Below are 15,231 nucleotides of genomic sequence, written 5' to 3' on the forward strand. Positions count from 1 at the left end.
CGGTGCGTGGCGTCGATCGCCACGGACCGGCCCCGCCCTGTCACCGCCCACGGATCGTGGGCGGAGAGAGTAGGAGGCATGAGGTGAGTGAATCCGCCTCGGCTGTTCCGCCGCCGGCCTCGAAACGACGCACGTCGTTCAACGAGGGCACCGGCCGGCTGGCCGCGCTGCTGTTGTCACCGACCCTGATCGTCCTGGTCCTGGTCGTCGTCTACCCGATCATCTCGGCGCTGCGCGAGTCGCTGTACACCAGCGGCGGGATCGGTCCGGACGGCTTCGTCGTCGAGGGCTCGCAGTTCGTCGGCCTGGACAACTTCGCCGCGATCTTCTCCGGTGAGACCGGGGACCGGTTCTGGAACGCGTTCTACAACACCACGTTCTTCACCGTCACCTGCGTGGTCCTCGAGACACTGCTCGGTGTCCTGATGGCCATGGTGATGCACAAGGCGTTCAAGGGCCGGGCCGTCGTCCGGGCCAGCATCCTGATCCCGTGGGCGATCCCGACCGTGGTGTCGGCGTTGCTGTGGAAGTGGATCTTCCAGGCCGACGGCATCGCGAACGCGGTCCTCGGCACCCAGGTGCTGTGGTCCACCGAGGGCTGGCAGTCGGTCCTGTCGGTGATCATCGCGGACACCTGGAAGACCGCGCCGTTCATCGGACTGCTGGTGCTGGCCGGCCTGCAGACCATCCCCGACGAGGTCTACGAGGCCGCGAAGGTCGACGGGGCGAGCCCCTGGAAGACCTTCACCCGGATCACGCTGCCGCTGGTGCGGCCGGCGCTGCTGGTGGCAGTGCTGTTCCGCATCCTCGACACGCTGCGCATCTTCGACCTGCCGTACGTCCTGGTCGGTCCGAACAAGGAGTCGGTCGAGACACTGTCGATCCTGGCCTTCCTCGAGGCCAACCAGACGCGGTACGGGCCGGCGGCGGCGTACGCGACGCTGCTGTTCATCTACGTCGCCGTGGTCGCCTACGTGTTCGTGCGGCTGCTCGGCGCGGACGTGATCGGTGAGGCTCGGGTCAACAAGCCGGGCAAGGGACGCAAGAAGGCCGTTGTGGCCGGTACGGCGCCCGCCGGCGCGACCGCCGGATCAGGAGGAGGTCTCTGATGGCGACCATCGCAGCCGAAGCACCGTGGTACCGGCGGTGGTTGCCGCTGGTCGGGGTCGGCATCATCGTTCTGTACTGCCTGGTGCCGTTCTACTGGATGATCGTGTCGGCGTTCCGCCGGCCGAGCGACCAGTTCGACAACTCGATCGTCCCGACCCGGTGGTCGGTCGACAACTTCACCGACGTGTTCAAGCCCGGTGTCGGCTTCGGCCGAGGGCTGCTGAACAGCCTGATCGTGGCCGGCGTCGTGACGATCCTGACGCTGCTGATCGGCATGGTCGCGGCGTACACGCTGGCCCGGCTCGACTTCAAGTTCAAGAACTTCGTGCTGGCGATCATCATCACCACCTCGATGTTCCCCGGGATCTCGCTGGTGATCCCGTTGAAGAAGCTGTTCAGCGACATCGAGTGGATCAACACCTACCAGGCGATGATCGTGCCCAGCCTGTCGTTCGCCCTGCCACTGGCCGTATGGAACCTGACGGCGTTCTTCCGGCAGATGCCGCGCGAACTGGAGCAGGCGGCGATGGTCGACGGCTGTACGCCGGCCCAGGCCTTCCGCAAGGTGATCATCCCGCTGGCGGCTCCGGGTGTGTTCACGACCGCGATCATCACGTTCATCGCGGCCTGGAACGAGTTCCTGATCGCGGTCAGCATGGTGAACCGCAAGGAGATCCAGACCGCGAACGTGGTCATCGCCGCCTTCACCGGTACGTCGGGCCGTGACCAACCGTTCGGTAGTCAGATGGCGGCCGGTGTCGTCGTCACCATTCCCTTGGTGATCGCCGTACTGGTCTTCCAGCGCCGCATCGTCGCCGGCCTGACGGCAGGCGGCGTGAAGTGAGCCCGGACCGCGACCGGGACCGCGAGGAGCGGGACCGGCGCGACCGGGAGGACCAGGACCGGCGCGACCGCGAAGAGCGCGACCGCCGGGACCGGGAGGATCGCGACCGCCGCGATCGCAACCGCTAGCCGGCACAACAAGGGCCGGAACCCCAGCCAGGGTTCCGGCCCTTCGCTATGCCGAGGGGTGGTCGGCGGTCCAGAGTTCGACCAACTCCCGGGTGTCCGGGCCGAAGAGTTCTATGAAGCCATCGCTGCGGTTGAGCCGGGCGCCGACCGGGCGCAGGTCGGGTGCTTGGCTGCCGGGCACTTGGGCCGGGCTGTGGCGCCACCAGTAGAGCTGCGGGGTGATCGCGCGGTCGCCCTCGTTGAAGAACTCCTCGGCGACCTGCGACATGATCGTGAGGGCGCTCACCACGTGCGTTTCCCTGATCGTGTGCACGAAGACGTACTCGGGCAGTGGGAGGGCGACGAGTGCTCCGTACGGCGCCGCCCCGACGTCGATGTAGCGGTCGAGCACGTGCACGTGGGAGCCGACGTACCGGTGGGTGCCGCCGATCACGTGGTACGGCACCCGGGCGTATTCCTGCAACTTCACGTACGTCTGCTCGTCGTGGACGGCGCTATGGACCGCGCTCGTGAAGAGGTCGACCGGGTGGGTGGCGCCGATCTCGGAGCGGTTGATCGGCCGGATGGTGTCGGGGTAGTCCGCCACCACCGCCTCGATCAGGCCGGGCGCGAACGGCCGGGTCACCAGGAACGGCAGGGCCTCCGCCGGGAAGGCGTCCTCCGGGTACACCCGCACCCGGAGGTCGCCTGCGGCCTGCTTCTTCTCTTTACGCCACATGGTCCAAGCGTCAGAGCTGGAGCCAGGCGGTGGCGTCGGTTGGCAGGTTGTTGTCGGTCAGCGGAGCACTGGTGAGCAGGAGCTCCTGGTACGGCGGGAGCGCGGCGGGCGCCGTACCGAGGTTGGTGACGCAGCGGAAGGCGCCACGGGTGAAGGAGAGGACGTCAGCGGGTGAGTCCTCGTCCCAGGTGAGGCGGCCTTCGCCAAGGTCTGGGTGGCTGCGGCGGATGTTCAGAGCGGCCTTGTAGAGGGCCAGGTGGCTGTCCGGGTCGCCTGCCTGGGCCTCTGCCGTCAGAGACGCCCAGTCGGCCGGCTGCGGGAGCCAGGGCTGTCCCGTGCCCGGTCCGAACCCGTACGGCGGTTCTGTGCCGGCCCACGGGATGGGGACGCGGCAGCCGTCGCGTCCGCGTGCTGTGTGGCCGGAGCGCTCCCAGACCGGGTCGTCGAGCACCTCCTCCGGCAGGTCCTCTACCTCAGGCAGTCCGAGCTCGTCACCTTGGTAGATGTACGCACCACCCGGCAGTGCGAGCTCCAGCAGCGCTGCCGCACGGGCCCGGCGCAGACCGAGCGCCAGATCAGTCGGTACGACGCCTGCGCCCGCCAGCGCGTCTTGCAGGGCGCGGCCGTAACGGGTGCGGTGGCGGATGGTGTCGTGGTTGCTCAGGACCCAGGTGGCCGGCGCACCGACGGCCCACAGGCTGCCCGTCGACCGGTCGATCACCTCACGCAGGTCCTTCGCGTCCCAGGCTGCTCGCAGGGCGTCGAAGTTGAAGGCCGAGTGCAGCTCATGTGGTCGCACGTACTGCGCGAGCCGCTCCGGCGGGGACAACCACGCCTCGGCGACGAACACGCGCGGGCCTTGCGCCGTACCGGCGTACTCGTCGGCGATCGCGCGCCAGCGCTCGTGGATCGTGTGCACGCCGGGCTGGTCGTAGAACGGGTTGCCGACGTACTTGTCGTGGGTCGGCTGCCCGTCCTTCAGCGGTACGTCGGGCAGGGTCGCGTCCTTGGCCATCGAATCGGCCACGTCGATCCGGAAGCCGTCGATGCCGCGGTCGAACCAGAACCGCAGGATCGAGTCGAACTCCTCGATCACCTTCGGGTGGTCCCAGTTCCAGTCCGGCTGCGAGATGTCGAACATGTGCAGGTACCACTGGCCGTCGTCGATCTGCTGCCACGCGCCGCCGCCGAAGGTGGCCGGCCAGTTGGTCGGCGGCTGGCCGTCGACACCGTCGCGGAACCAGAAGAGGTCTCGCTCGGGGGAGCCCTTGCCGGCGGCGAGCGCCGCCTTGAACCACGGGTGCTCCCAGGAGCAGTGGTTCGGGACCAGGTCGATCAGGATCCGCAGGCCGAGCGCGTGCGCCTCGGTGATCAGCGCGTCGGCGTCGGCGAGCGTGCCGAACTCGGGGTTGATGTCGCGGTAGTCGGAGACGTCGTACCCGCCGTCGAGCAGTGGGGAGGGGTACCAGGGGCTGATCCAGATCGCGTCCACGCCGAGGTCCGCGAGATAGGGCAGGCGGGCGCGGATGCCGTTCAGGTCCCCGGTCCCGTCACCGTCCGCATCCGCGAACGACCGAGGGTAAACCTGGTAGACGACGGCACTACGCCACCAGTCGTCAGCTGGTCTGGTCGCTTGTTCTGTCATGACACCCACCCTCGCACGTGGGTGCACGTCGGCTGTGACGGTCGTCTCAGCGTGTACCCCGGCTGTCGCACCGGGCGTCGAGGTGGCTAGTCTCAGGCCGACGGAACGCGCCGGCGACCGTGCCCTCTGCACCGCAGCCTGCCGTGCCTCATCTGGACAACGCGGGACTCGAACAGGCGAGAGAGGGACCACAGTCGTGGACTTGATGGAGTACCAGGCGAAGACTGTCTTCGCCAAGCATGGTGTAGGGACGACGGTGGGTGAAGTCGTCCACACGCCCGAGGAAGCCCGCGCGGCGGCTGAGAAGCTCGGCGGCGGCACGGTGGTCGTGAAGGCCCAGGTGCTGACCGGCGGCCGCGGCAAGGCCGGCGGCGTCAAGCTGGCCGCCAACCCGGACGAGGCCGAGGAGCGCGCCCGGGAGATCCTTGGCCTGGACATCAAGGGTCACGTCGTCAAGATCCTGAACATCGTCCCGGCCGCGGCGATCGCGGAGGAGTACTACTTCTCCTTCCTGATCGACCGGGCCAACCGCAACTACCTCTGCATCGCCTCCGCCGCCGGCGGCATGGAGATCGAAGAGGTCGCGCACACCAACCCGGACGCGGTCGCCAAGATCTCGATCGACCCGGCCACCGGCGTCGACGAGGCCAAGGCCCGCGAGATCGCGACCGAGGCCGGCTACCCGGCCGACATCATCGACGCGGTCGCGCCGGAGATCGTCAAGCTCTACGAGGTCTTCCTGGCCGAGGACGCGACGCTGGTCGAGGTCAACCCGCTGGTCAAGCTGAAGGACGGCCGCGTCGAGGCACTCGACGGCAAGGTCTCCCTGGACGAGAACGCCGACTTCCGGCACCCGGAGTTCGCGGACTACGTCGACTCCTCGGCGGCCGACCCGCTGGAGGCGGCGGCCAAGGCCAAGGGCCTGAACTACGTGAAGCTCGACGGTTCCGTCGGCATCATCGGTAACGGCGCCGGTCTGGTCATGTCGACCCTCGACGTCGTCGCGTACGCCGGTGAGGAGTTCGGCGGCGTCAAGCCGGCCAACTTCCTCGACATCGGTGGCGGCGCGTCCGCCGAGGTGATGGCGAACGGCCTGGAGATCATCATCTCCGACGCCCAGGTGAAGAGCGTCTTCGTCAACGTCTTCGGCGGCATCACCGCCTGTGACGCGGTCGCGAACGGCATCGTGCAGGCCTTCGAGCTGCTCGCCGCCCGCGGCGAGGCCGTCAGCAAGCCGCTGGTCGTCCGGCTGGACGGCAACAACGCCGAGGAGGGCCGCCGCATTCTCGACGAGGCAGGCCTCGCCGGTCTGGAGCGGGTCGACACGATGGACGGCGCCGCCAAGCGTGCCGCCGAGCTGGCTGCGAAGTAAGGGATCGCTGAAATGTCTATCTTCCTGACCAAGGACAGCAAGGTCATCGTCCAGGGCATGACCGGCTCGGAAGGCACCAAGCACACCACACGGATGCTGGCGTCGGGCACGAACATCGTCGGTGGCGTGAACCCGCGCAAGGCGGGCACGACCGTCGACATCGACGGTACGTCGGTCGCCGTGTTCGGCACCGTCGCGGACGCCGTCAAGGAGACCGGGGCGAACGTCTCGGTCATCTTCGTGCCGCCGAAGTTCACCAAGGACGCCGTACTGGAGGCCGTCGCGGCCGAGGTACCGCTGGTCGTGGTGATCACCGAGGGCGTCCCGGTGCACGACACCGCCGCCTTCTTCGCCGCCGCGCAGGCCTCCGGCACCACCCGGATCATCGGCCCGAACTGCCCCGGCATCATCACCCCGGGCGAGTCCAACGCCGGCATCATCCCGGCGAGCATCGCCGGCGCCGGCCGGATCGGTCTGGTCTCCAAGTCGGGCACGCTGACCTACCAGATGATGTACGAGCTGAGCGACTTCGGCTTCTCCACCGCCATCGGCATCGGCGGCGACCCCATCGTCGGTACGACGCACATCGACGCCCTGCAGGCGTTCCAGGACGACCCGGACACCGACGCCATCGTGATGATCGGCGAGATCGGTGGTGACGCCGAAGAGCGCGCCGCCGCCTTCATCAAGGAGAACGTCACCAAGCCGGTCGTCGGCTACGTGGCCGGCTTCACCGCCCCCGAGGGCAAGACCATGGGCCACGCCGGCGCCATCGTCTCCGGCTCCTCCGGCACCGCCGCCGCCAAGAAGGAGGCCCTCGAGGCCGTCGGCGTCAAGGTCGGCAAGACCCCGACCGAAACCGCCAACCTGATGCGCGAAATCATGCAGAACCTGAGCAAGTAGTACTAACGCAAGGGCCCCGGAAACCGATGGTTTCCGGGGCCTTCGTGCGTTCGACCTACTTGTAGGACTGGGAGCGTTCGGCGGCTCGGCGGAGGGTGTCGAGGAAGGCGGAGTCGGAGACGTCGAGGTTGGGGAGGACGGGGAAGTAGAGGTAGATGGCGCGGTTCTCGACGGCGGCGATGCCCATCCGGTACTTGGCCTTCTTGCCGCTGCCGGTGTCGAAGGTGGCTTCCCAGGCCTCGCCCTTGATGCCGTTCTTGGTGAGGACGCCGGAGGAGCTGACCTTGGCGGTGACCACGCGCTTCTGGCAGCCGTCGACGTTCTTGCGGACCAGGTTGACGTAGGCGGTGGCGGCGCCGGGGGAGGAGAAGCGGGCGACGGTGTCGTCGAGGCCGAACTCGGTGGGAGTCTTGGCCTCGGGCGCCAGGTAGGTCTGGGTGGTGAACTTGGCCGCCTTGGCCTTCTTCGGGTCGGTCAGCTCGCACTGGGTGGTGTTGCCGACCTTGCCCGGCGTGCTGACCCAGGGCTTGTCGACGGCGGCGATGATCGGCAGCTCGGCGGGTGCCATGAAGCCGGCCGGCTCGGAGGTGGGCAGCAGGCTGATCTTGGCGGCCGGAGTCCCGGAGCCGCAGCCACCGGTCTGCGGGCAGATCTTCTGCAGCGCCGCGGCGGATGCGGCCAGGACGGCGTCCGGCTGCGGCGGTGTGGTGCCGTTGGTGTCGTGCTCGACGACCATCGTCGCCTGCCCGGCCAGCGTGACCGAGACGGACCGCCACCGGGTCTTGGGGCCACTCGCCTGCCCGTAGACCGCGATCCAGCCCTTGTCACCCATCCCGCTCAGCAGGTAGCTGGTGCTCAGCCGGGTCCGCTTCTCGGAGGCGCACTGGCTGAACCAGCCGACGATCGTGCTGTACGACTTCTCCGCGGCGGACGCGTCGTTCGACACCTCGACGAACTGGACCGCCGAGTCCTTGGTGCTCGCGTTGGCGAACTTGCGCACCCAGGTGCGCAGACCGGAGGGGTCGGCGAAGCGCTGCGACTGGCAGACGAACTCGTGGTCCTCGGCGCCGGCGCCGTCCGCGGTCTTGGTGACCGACCAGGTACCGGTCGAGCCGAGCGCCTTCGCGCCGGCCACGTCGAGCAGGCCGCTGTCGTCGGCGAGCACCTTGGAGTCGGTCGGCTTGTCGTCGCCCGGGCCCTTGCTGTTCTTCGGGTCGCCGGACGAGTCGTCGCCGCCGAACGCGTTGAGCGCGGCGATACCGCCGCCGCCGACCAGCACCACCACCGCCACACCGGCAGCGATCGTCTGGTTCCGCTTGCGCGCCTTCTCCCGGCGTGCTTCCCGGGCAGCGGCGCGCCCGCCGCCACGCTGTGCGCGGTGGGAACCGGCCAAAGCTCGACCTCCTGAGTGATTCCACCCGACAGTACTGGGTGGACCCTGTTCGCCCACACTCAGCTACCCCCAGGTACCAGGCCGGGGACCGAGCGTTAGCAAGCGCGCTGAAGTCTCCCATATCCGGCGTGTCTGGCGAAGCGGTGTCCAGTAGCAGAGCGACGATGGGAGTCAGATGACCGACATGCTCAGCCGCCCGGGCGCCCCCGGCGGCGATTCTGCCCCTCCGCCCGGCCCTGTGGACGCCGTACCGACGAAGCCGGTGGTCGTGTCCGCGGTGCTCTCGGCGGGAGCATGCCTGCTCACCGGACTGCTCACCTGTACGGCGGTCGCCGTGATCGGCTGGTTGGCCGCGACCTTCGGTGGTGCCTCCGGAGCGATCCGGGCCGGCGCCTCCGCCTGGCTGGTCGCGCACAAGGCCGGTGTGACGCTCGGCAGCGGCAGCATCACGATCGCACCGCTCGGGCTGACCCTGTTCTTCGCATGGTGCCTCTACCGCGGCGGCAAGTCCGCGGCCCGCAGCAGTGCGGCGGACCAGACCAAGGATCTGATCCTGCTGTCCGGTGTGTACGCCGGTGTCTACGGTCTGGGCGGTCTGATCGTCGCCCTGCTCACCGGCGACGGCGCACTGCACGTCTCACCGCTCTCCGCGTTCCTCGGTACCGCCTCACTCGCTCTGATCGCCGGAACGATCGGCGTACTGGTCGAGTCCGGTGCAGCGCACGACATCTCGGATGCGACTCCACCTGGGCTGCGCGACGCCGTACCGGCCGCTGCCGCCGCCGTACTGACCGTTCTGGCCGTCGCCTCGGTCCTGTACGGCGTACTGCTCGCCATCCACTTCTCCCGCGCCACCGCGATGCTGGAGCTGCTGGACGCCGGCGTGATCGGGTCGATCGTGCTGTTCGCGCTCTGCCTGATGCTGGTGCCGAACATGATCCTGTACGTCGTCTCCTTCCTCGCCGGACCGGGATTCCAGCTCGGCACCGGGACGACGATCGCCCCGACCGGCGTTGACGTCGGTAACCTGCCCGCGCTCCCGCTACTGGCCGCCGTACCGGCTGACGGGTCCACTCCGACCTACCTGCTCGCATTGACGGCTCTGGTGCCGCTGGGAGCCGGCGTGGTGGCCGGACTGGTCGTCGTACGGCGTGGGCGTGCGGAGCAGCACGCAGACGCGCTCGGCTGGGATGCGTTCGCGCTACGCGGCGCAATCGCGGCACTGCTCGCCGGAGTGGCCTTCTACATCCTGATGGCGCTGTCCGGTGGTGCTGCCGGGCCGGGGCGGATGGCTGCGGTCGGGATCCCGGCTGCGCTGCCGGCGGCCGGCGTACTGACAGCTGGGATGGCTATCGGCGCCGCGATCACCGCGGCCGTGGTGGCTGCCCGCAGACCGGCTGAACCGGAGCCTGAACCCGAGCGATAGGCTTCCCGGCGTGACAGACCCGGTTGCCCCCACCCCTGAGCCCGCTCGGCTCGTCGTGCTCGTCTCGGGCTCCGGGTCGAACCTGCAGGCTCTGCTGGACGCCTCCGCTGACCCGGCGTACGGCGCTCAGGTAGTGGCCGTCGGCGCTGACCGCGACGGCACCGTCGGGCTGGAGCGCGCTGAGGCCGCCGGAGTGCCGACGTTCGTGCACAAGGTCAAGGACCACGCCGAGCGGGCCGACTGGGACAAGGCGCTGACCGCGTCGGTGGCGCAGTACAAGCCTGACCTGGTCGTGTCGGCCGGATTCCTGAAGCTGGTCGGGGACGACTTCCTGGCCGCGTTCGGCGACCGCTACATCAACACCCACAACGCGCTGCTGCCCGCGTTCCCCGGGATCCACGGGCCGCGGGACGCGCTCGCGTACGGCGTCAAGGTCGCCGGCGCCACCCTGTTCTTCGTCGACGGCGGCGTCGACACCGGCCCGATCATCGGGCAGGTCGTCGTACCGGTCGAGGACGACGACACCGAGGAAACCCTCACCGAGCGGATCAAGGAGGTCGAACGCCGCCAGCTGGTCGAGTGGGTCGGCCGCCTCGTCCGTCAGGGCTGGACCATCACCGGACGAAAGGTTCGACTGAAGTGAGCACCGACCGCAGGCCGATTCGCCGGGCGCTGATCAGCGTCTACGACAAGACCGGTCTGGAGGAGCTCGCTGCCGCGCTACACACGGCCGGTGTCCAGCTGGTGTCGACCGGTTCCACCGCCGCTCGCATCGCCGCCACCGGAGTGCCGGTGACCAAGGTCGAGGAGCTGACCGGGTTCCCGGAGTGCCTCGACGGGCGGGTCAAGACGCTGCACCCGATGGTGCACGCCGGCATCCTGGCCGACCTGCGCAAGCCGGAGCACATCGAGCAGCTGAAGGAGATGCGGGTCGAGCCCTTCGACCTGGTCGTCAGCAACCTGTACCCGTTCACCGAGACGGTCGCCTCCGGTGCGTCGCCCGACGAGTGCGTCGAGCAGATCGACATCGGCGGTCCGTCGATGGTCCGCGCCGCCGCGAAGAACCACCCGAGCGTCGCGATCGTGACGTCCCCCGCGCAGTACGACCTGATCTACAGCGTGCTGGACGAGGGCGGCTTCTCGCTCGAGGAGCGCAAGAAGCTCGCCGCTGCGGCCTTCATCCACACCGCCGAGTACGACGTCGCGGTCGCGTCCTGGATGGGCAGCGTCCTCACCGACTCCAGCGAGGGCTCCGGCTTCCCGTCGTGGGTCGGCGCCGCGTGGGACAAGAAGGCAGTGCTCCGGTACGGCGAGAACCCGCACCAGCCGGCCGCTCTGTACGTGAACGGCCGAGGTGGTCTCGCTGCCGCCGAGCAGTTGCACGGCAAGGAGATGTCGTACAACAACTACGTCGACTCCGACGCGGCCCGCCGTACGGCGTATGACTTCGCCGAGCCGGCCGTCGCCATCATCAAGCACGCCAACCCGTGTGGCATCGCGATCGGCGCCGACATCGCCGAGGCCCACCGCCGCGCCCACGAGTGCGACCCGGTCTCGGCGTACGGCGGCGTCATCGCCACCAACCGCCCGGTCACCGTCGAACTCGCCAAGCAGGTCGCCGAGATCTTCACCGAGGTCCTGGTCGCTCCGGCCTTCGAGGACGGCGCTGTCGAGGTCCTCCAGGCCAAGAAGAACATCCGCCTCCTCGTCGCCCCCGCAGTCTCCGGCTTCGAGACGGTCGAGATGCGCCCGATCAGCGGCGGCCTGCTCCTGCAGCACGCCGACCGCTTCCAGGCTCCCGGCGACGACCCGGCCGCCTGGACCCTTGCCGCCGGCGAGGCCGCCTCTCCCGAGCTGCTCGCCGACCTGGCCTTCGCCTGGAAGGCCTGCCGCGCCGTCAAGTCCAACGCCATCCTCCTGGCCGCCGACGGCGCCTCGGTCGGCGTCGGCATGGGCCAGGTCAACCGCGTCGACTCCTGCCGCCTCGCCGTCTCCCGAGCCGGTGACCGCGCGGTCGGCTCAGTCGCCGCCTCCGACGCCTTCTTCCCCTTCCCCGACGGCCTCGAGGTCCTCATCGAGGGTGGCGTGAAGGCCGTCGTACAGCCCGGTGGTTCCATCCGCGACGACGCCGCCATCGAAGCCGCCACCAAGGCCGGCCTCACCATGTACTTCACCAACACCCGCCACTTCTTCCACTAGTACGCCGCAGCACCTCAGTGGGGGCAATTTGAGGGGATAACCCCTCAGGTTGCCCCTTCTCTGCTCGAAATTCGAGGGGAGAAGGGGCCAGGTGAAGGGAGATCCCTTCAAATGCCCGGTCGGCCCCCACCGCCGCAGCCACCCCAAGCCGCGGGCTGCCTCGAGGCGGGTCCGCAGGCGGCCGCCCGGCCCGCCTCCCGGTCGTGGCCGTCGGTCAACCACCTTGAGCACCCACCAACCGGCTGACAGCCGCCGACGTGGTCGAACCGTGCTCAAGGTGCTAGCGCGAGCTCACCTTGAGCACCCCTCAACCGCGTTTTCGCCCGACGTGTGGCTGAACCGGGCTCAACGTCGTACTGGTCCGCACCTCAGGCCCAGTACGGGCGCAGTAGCCTGCTCGCATGGGCGACGAAGTAGTCCCGCTGAAGGTCGAGGACGAGACTCCGATCCCGCACATCTGGCGGGGGACTCTGGTCGCGATCGTCGAGTCCCTCATCCGCGGAGACGCTCGCGTAGGTGAAGGCATCGACAACGTCGAGCCTTTGTCCGAAGACGACTCGACCGCCTGCCGCGAGAACGTCGCGGAGTATGGTCCCGTCACCCTCATCCCACTGCCGGCAGCATCCTGGGACACCTCAGTCGCGAGCTGGCGGCACGACAACCGCTGGGACTGTCTCATCGACCTCTGGACCGCCGAGGAAGGCCGCAGCGACCTCGTCCTGCACGCCACGGTCTTCGAGGACCCTGAAGCCGGCTTCCGCATCCAACCCGGTCTCATCTACGTCCCGTAGCCGAGGCCGGCGGCGGACCGCCGTCACCCACCAACTCTGCGCCGACTCCAGGCCTCACGCTCACCACGCCGTTCCCGGACGGCTCAGGAGCGGGTTGGTGGGTGATGCAGGTCCGCGGGCGCCATTAACTCCGTTGACCTCCGACGGACTGCCTCCTACGTTGAAGCTCCGTACGAGAGCTCCCGGGAGGTGACATGCGCCGTACTGCGGCTGACGCTGCCTGACAGGGGACGACGCCGACGTCAGTGAGACTGGACGACACCTACCGGTGGCACGTGGGGGAACCTGCGTGACAGTGGCCGGGACAAACACACAACCCCGGCAGTGGTCCGGATTCAGGGATGGAAGACGCCCTGATGAAGCAGGAACCGGAAGTAATCGCTCGCCCCAGAGGCAGGCGGTGAATCGCGTCCCTCCCCAGTTCGAGCCTGAGACTCCTTGCCCACAAGGAGAAGAACCAACGGAACCCTGCACCTCCGAGTCATGCACTTTCGACTCGCGAGGAGCAGCACCATCAGCAGATCCACCGAGAACACCGGGTTCACCTGTGCCCAGTGCGGTATCGCGGTCAGCCCCCTGGCCAACGGTAGCTACCGCAACCACTGCCCCGAATGCCTGTACTCCCTGCACGTGGACATCACCCCGGGAGACCGCGCAAACCCTTGTGGCGCTCGCATGCGCCCCATCGCGCTCGAGCACCATCCCGCCAAGGGCTACATGCTCGTCCATCAATGCCTGTACTGCGGTTTCCGTCGCCGCAACCGAGTAGCCCAAGACCCCCACCAACCCGATAACCTCGACCAGATCCTCACCCTCCTACCTGGCTGGAGCCCCCGTGGACGTTGAAGGTTGTCTGGGCTGCGACGTCGTCTCCTGCCGCCTGCCGGTTCCGGGTGGCATCCTTCATCAGACGGACTCGTGGGTGGTCAACCACGTGGTCGGCCCGATGAACCTCGGCACCCTGGTTCTCAGCCCGCGCGATCACGTGATTGCCGTTGCAGAGTTGACGATTGAGGCGGCAAATGAGCTCGGCCCGCTACTTCGCCGTACGGCGCAAGTCGTGGAAGCCATCCTCAAACCCGAGCAGACCTATGTGAGTTCGTGGGCCCACGGCGACAACGGTCGTAAGCACCTGCACATCGTCGTGCAGCCGGTGACCAGCGCGGTCGTCGCCCAGTACGGCGGGGAGCGGTCGGAGCAACTCCAGGCGCTGATGCTGCGATCAGGCAACGAACTCGACCGTAGCGAGGTCGAGCAGTTCTGCACGCGAGCAGCTGAACGCTTTCGCAACGTGACGGAGTGATGCTTTCGGTCCTCGCCGAACGCTCCATTGCACAGCGCTGGAAAGGATTGGTGCGCTCCGACGAGGCGACGATGCTTTCGTCTGTTATCGCCAACAACCGAGGAGCCCTGTGTTCAAACCGAAGCCTTCCCGAACCCTTACGCGCGCCGTCGTTGCTACGGCCACACTGGCCTCCGTCGCGCTTTTGCCGGCAGGACTCGCCAATGCGACCCCACTCACCGGAGAGGCTGCCACACCGGCGGCGCCCGCATCCGAGGCCTGCACCATCGTCTCGCACGGGCAGCGTATCTACTTCTTTAGCCTGAGCAATGCCGTGTTGGGCACCGTGGGAGACGGTCAGAAGATCAATGTGACCGGACGCCAGGGTGACTGGACACTTGGAGTTCTTTGGGGTCGGACCGACATCACCAAGATCGGCAGCTACTGGGTCTACTGCCCGGTCTGAGGATCCGACGTACCGGGGCTGGATCAGCGCCCCGTCGGGAGCGATGCGGCAGAGTAGGGGTGTGACTGATACGGACCCCGCGACTGAGCTCACCCGCCTGCGCGGCACGATCGACAACATCGACGCCGCCCTCGTGCACCTGCTCGCCGAGCGGTTCAAGTGCACGCAGCAGGTGGGTGAGCTCAAAGCGCGCAGCAGCCTGCCGCCGGCTGACAAGGCCCGCGAAGAGCGGCAGATCACCCGCCTTCGCTCCCTGGCAGTCGACGCCGGCCTCGACCCGGTCTTCGCGGAGAAGTTCCTTAACTTCATCATCGCCGAGGTCATCCACCACCACGAACGCATCGCGGAGGGCAAGTAGTCGATTCCGGAGCGGTTCGTTCGTCACTGTGACAACGGAAGGAGTCAGGCGATGACAGCCATCGTGAACCAGATCGAGGTCGACGCACCGGCAGCCGAGGTGTTCGGCTACGTAACCGACCCCACCCACTTCCCCGAGTGGCAGGCCAACGTCCTCGGCGGCAGCATGGACCACGAGACGAGCGTCGGCGCCATCTGCAGCACCACCCGCCGCATCGGCGGACGCGAGCGCCAGGTCACCTCCGAGGTCACCAAGTACAACCCTCCCACGGCCTGGGCGGTCCACGGCCTCGACGGCCCGATCAGAGCCACCGTCGACGTAGCCGTAGAACCCCTCACCGCCAGCCAATCCCGCCTCACCATCACCCTCGACTTCGAGGGTCACGGCATCGGCAAGGTCCTAGTCCCGCTCCTGGTGCGACCGCAGTCCCGCAAGGAGATGCAGCACAACATGGCCCGCCTGAAAGCGCGCCTCGAGCCCGTCAGCTGAGCACGAGCCGCTCGTCCCCAAAACTCGCCACAACCTCAAGCCGCCCACCAAGCGCCTCGACGCACTTGCGAATAGTGCTCAGCTCAGACCGAGCCAACTCCCACGCT

At 68.1% G+C, this 15,231-nt stretch carries 17 protein-coding genes; 14 read left to right on the forward strand and 3 right to left on the reverse strand.

Translation table 11 applies throughout. From position 1 onward, the window contains the following. The first annotated feature begins 83 nt into the window (after nucleotides 1–83). From ACIA49_RS29315 to ACIA49_RS29325, 3 genes are read left to right on the forward strand one after another with little or no spacing between them, the layout of a single operon-like run. The gene (locus ACIA49_RS29315) at nucleotides 84–1,109 is read left to right on the forward strand and encodes a carbohydrate ABC transporter permease (RefSeq protein WP_396380769.1); all 1,026 of its coding nucleotides are present in this window, start codon (nucleotides 84–86) and stop codon (nucleotides 1,107–1,109) included. Beyond that, a complete protein-coding gene (locus tag ACIA49_RS29320) occupies nucleotides 1,109–1,954 on the forward strand; it encodes a carbohydrate ABC transporter permease (protein WP_396380770.1) in 846 nt (281 codons plus the stop codon). The genes ACIA49_RS29315 and ACIA49_RS29320 overlap by 1 nt, the downstream gene beginning before the upstream one ends. Continuing rightward, the gene (locus ACIA49_RS29325) at nucleotides 1,951–2,082 is read left to right on the forward strand and encodes a hypothetical protein (RefSeq protein WP_396380771.1); all 132 of its coding nucleotides are present in this window, start codon (nucleotides 1,951–1,953) and stop codon (nucleotides 2,080–2,082) included. The genes ACIA49_RS29320 and ACIA49_RS29325 overlap by 4 nt, the downstream gene beginning before the upstream one ends. Nucleotides 2,083–2,128: 46 nt before the next feature. Here ACIA49_RS29325 and ACIA49_RS29330 read toward each other — a convergent pair whose 3' ends face one another. Beyond that, the gene (locus ACIA49_RS29330; protein ID WP_396380773.1) at nucleotides 2,129–2,800 is read right to left on the reverse strand and encodes a hypothetical protein; all 672 of its coding nucleotides are present in this window, start codon (nucleotides 2,798–2,800) and stop codon (nucleotides 2,129–2,131) included. A 10-nt stretch (nucleotides 2,801–2,810) separates the two neighbouring features. Beyond that, nucleotides 2,811–4,445, reverse strand: a complete 1,635-nt coding sequence (locus tag ACIA49_RS29335) for an alpha-amylase family glycosyl hydrolase (protein WP_396380774.1) — start codon at nucleotides 4,443–4,445, stop codon at nucleotides 2,811–2,813. A 196-nt stretch (nucleotides 4,446–4,641) separates the two neighbouring features. On the opposite strand from ACIA49_RS29335, the gene sucC reads away from it, so the two are divergent. Together sucC and sucD are read left to right on the forward strand one after the other, a co-directional pair. Then, a complete protein-coding gene (sucC, locus tag ACIA49_RS29340; protein WP_396380776.1) occupies nucleotides 4,642–5,817 on the forward strand; it encodes an ADP-forming succinate--CoA ligase subunit beta in 1,176 nt (391 codons plus the stop codon). Between the two features lie 12 nt (nucleotides 5,818–5,829). After that, the gene (gene sucD / locus ACIA49_RS29345; protein WP_396380777.1) at nucleotides 5,830–6,720 is read left to right on the forward strand and encodes a succinate--CoA ligase subunit alpha; all 891 of its coding nucleotides are present in this window, start codon (nucleotides 5,830–5,832) and stop codon (nucleotides 6,718–6,720) included. 55 nt (nucleotides 6,721–6,775) lie between these two features. Here sucD and ACIA49_RS29350 read toward each other — a convergent pair whose 3' ends face one another. Then, complete coding sequence (locus ACIA49_RS29350; protein WP_396380779.1) at nucleotides 6,776–8,113, reverse strand: hypothetical protein; 1,338 nt, start codon at nucleotides 8,111–8,113, stop codon at nucleotides 6,776–6,778. 175 nt (nucleotides 8,114–8,288) lie between these two features. On the opposite strand from ACIA49_RS29350, the gene ACIA49_RS29355 reads away from it, so the two are divergent. From ACIA49_RS29355 to ACIA49_RS29395, 9 genes are all read left to right on the forward strand, one after another. Then, nucleotides 8,289–9,539 (forward strand): DUF6350 family protein, encoded by a 1,251-nt coding sequence (locus tag ACIA49_RS29355; protein ID WP_396380781.1) that lies wholly within the window; start codon nucleotides 8,289–8,291, stop codon nucleotides 9,537–9,539. Nucleotides 9,540–9,549: 10 nt separating this feature from the next. Then, entirely contained in the window at nucleotides 9,550–10,182 is a 633-nt protein-coding gene (gene purN, locus ACIA49_RS29360; protein ID WP_391543543.1) for a phosphoribosylglycinamide formyltransferase, read from the forward strand. After that, complete coding sequence (gene purH, locus ACIA49_RS29365; RefSeq protein ID WP_396380782.1) at nucleotides 10,179–11,738, forward strand: bifunctional phosphoribosylaminoimidazolecarboxamide formyltransferase/IMP cyclohydrolase; 1,560 nt, start codon at nucleotides 10,179–10,181, stop codon at nucleotides 11,736–11,738. Before purN ends, purH begins: the two co-directional genes overlap by 4 nt. 401 nt (nucleotides 11,739–12,139) lie before the next feature. After that, nucleotides 12,140–12,529: a hypothetical protein gene (locus tag ACIA49_RS29370; protein WP_396380784.1), complete on the forward strand. Its 390-nt coding sequence runs from the start codon at nucleotides 12,140–12,142 to the stop codon at nucleotides 12,527–12,529. A 483-nt stretch (nucleotides 12,530–13,012) separates the two neighbouring features. Continuing rightward, nucleotides 13,013–13,375 carry an RNHCP domain-containing protein gene (locus tag ACIA49_RS29375; RefSeq protein WP_396380785.1) on the forward strand — a complete coding sequence of 121 codons (363 nt, stop codon included), beginning with the start codon at nucleotides 13,013–13,015 and terminating at the stop codon, nucleotides 13,373–13,375. Continuing rightward, nucleotides 13,365–13,832: an HIT family protein gene (locus tag ACIA49_RS29380; RefSeq protein ID WP_396380787.1), complete on the forward strand. Its 468-nt coding sequence runs from the start codon at nucleotides 13,365–13,367 to the stop codon at nucleotides 13,830–13,832. The genes ACIA49_RS29375 and ACIA49_RS29380 overlap by 11 nt, the downstream gene beginning before the upstream one ends. Nucleotides 13,833–13,941: 109 nt before the next feature. Next, nucleotides 13,942–14,277: a hypothetical protein gene (locus tag ACIA49_RS29385; protein WP_396380788.1), complete on the forward strand. Its 336-nt coding sequence runs from the start codon at nucleotides 13,942–13,944 to the stop codon at nucleotides 14,275–14,277. A gap of 43 nt (nucleotides 14,278–14,320) precedes the next feature. After that, complete coding sequence (locus ACIA49_RS29390) at nucleotides 14,321–14,635, forward strand: chorismate mutase (protein WP_396380789.1); 315 nt, start codon at nucleotides 14,321–14,323, stop codon at nucleotides 14,633–14,635. A gap of 51 nt (nucleotides 14,636–14,686) precedes the next feature. Next, nucleotides 14,687–15,124 carry an SRPBCC family protein gene (locus ACIA49_RS29395; protein ID WP_396380791.1) on the forward strand — a complete coding sequence of 146 codons (438 nt, stop codon included), beginning with the start codon at nucleotides 14,687–14,689 and terminating at the stop codon, nucleotides 15,122–15,124. The last annotated feature ends 107 nt before the right edge of the window (nucleotides 15,125–15,231 follow it).

Origin of the sequence: Kribbella sp. NPDC051587 (assembly GCF_044453945.1) — a bacterium.
Taxonomy (GTDB): Bacteria; Actinomycetota; Actinomycetes; order Propionibacteriales; family Kribbellaceae; genus Kribbella.

Bases quoted from the DNA above. Each gene is read 5' to 3' on its own strand.
- ACIA49_RS29390 (WP_396380789.1), top strand. From the start codon at position 14,321: ATGCGGCAGAGTAGGGGTGTGACTGATACGGACCCCGCGACTGAGCTC.
- ACIA49_RS29330 (WP_396380773.1), bottom strand. From the start codon at position 2,800: ATGTGGCGTAAAGAGAAGAAGCAGGCCGCAGGCGACCTCCGGGTGCGG.
- sucD (WP_396380777.1), top strand. From the start codon at position 5,830: ATGTCTATCTTCCTGACCAAGGACAGCAAGGTCATCGTCCAGGGCATG.
- ACIA49_RS29355 (WP_396380781.1), top strand. From the start codon at position 8,289: ATGACCGACATGCTCAGCCGCCCGGGCGCCCCCGGCGGCGATTCTGCC.
- ACIA49_RS29335 (WP_396380774.1), bottom strand. From the start codon at position 4,445: ATGACAGAACAAGCGACCAGACCAGCTGACGACTGGTGGCGTAGTGCC.
- ACIA49_RS29320 (WP_396380770.1), top strand. From the start codon at position 1,109: ATGGCGACCATCGCAGCCGAAGCACCGTGGTACCGGCGGTGGTTGCCG.
- ACIA49_RS29375 (WP_396380785.1), top strand. From the start codon at position 13,013: ATGCACTTTCGACTCGCGAGGAGCAGCACCATCAGCAGATCCACCGAG.
- ACIA49_RS29370 (WP_396380784.1), top strand. From the start codon at position 12,140: ATGGGCGACGAAGTAGTCCCGCTGAAGGTCGAGGACGAGACTCCGATC.
- ACIA49_RS29395 (WP_396380791.1), top strand. From the start codon at position 14,687: ATGACAGCCATCGTGAACCAGATCGAGGTCGACGCACCGGCAGCCGAG.